This is a genomic window from Robertmurraya sp. DFI.2.37 (genome assembly GCF_029211245.1).
GTDB classification, from domain to species: domain Bacteria; phylum Bacillota; class Bacilli; order Bacillales; family Cytobacillaceae; genus Robertmurraya; species Robertmurraya methanolica_A.
The window spans coordinates 1-305 of sequence record NZ_JARGEJ010000591.1 but is presented as its reverse complement, the minus strand read 5'-3'; the positions used below and the strand labels follow the sequence as shown (position 1 = coordinate 305).

At 42.0% G+C, this 305-nt stretch carries 1 protein-coding gene; it reads left to right on the top strand.

Annotated features, from left to right (window positions below):
* Positions 1-305, top strand: a 305-nt coding sequence (locus PZE06_RS27820) for a GTPase (protein ID WP_275792376.1), incomplete at both ends; no start/stop codon positions are given.

Here is a 305-nt window from a genome sequence, read left to right as displayed (position 1 = left end):
GGGAAACCAAGCTTGAAATCGATCGCCGCCATATCCGACGTAGAATTGATGATATCAAGACCCAGCTCAGTGTTATTGTCCAGCATCGTGATCGTTACCGTGAAAGACGAAAGAAAAACAAAGCGTTCCAAATTGCACTGGTTGGCTATACGAACGCAGGGAAGTCGACCTTATTTAACCGCTTGACAGAAGCTGATTCATTTGAAGAAAATCAATTATTTGCAACGCTTGATCCAATGACTCGAAATATGATTTTACCAAGTGGGTTTGGCACTCTTTTAACAGATACGGTTGGCTTTATCCAA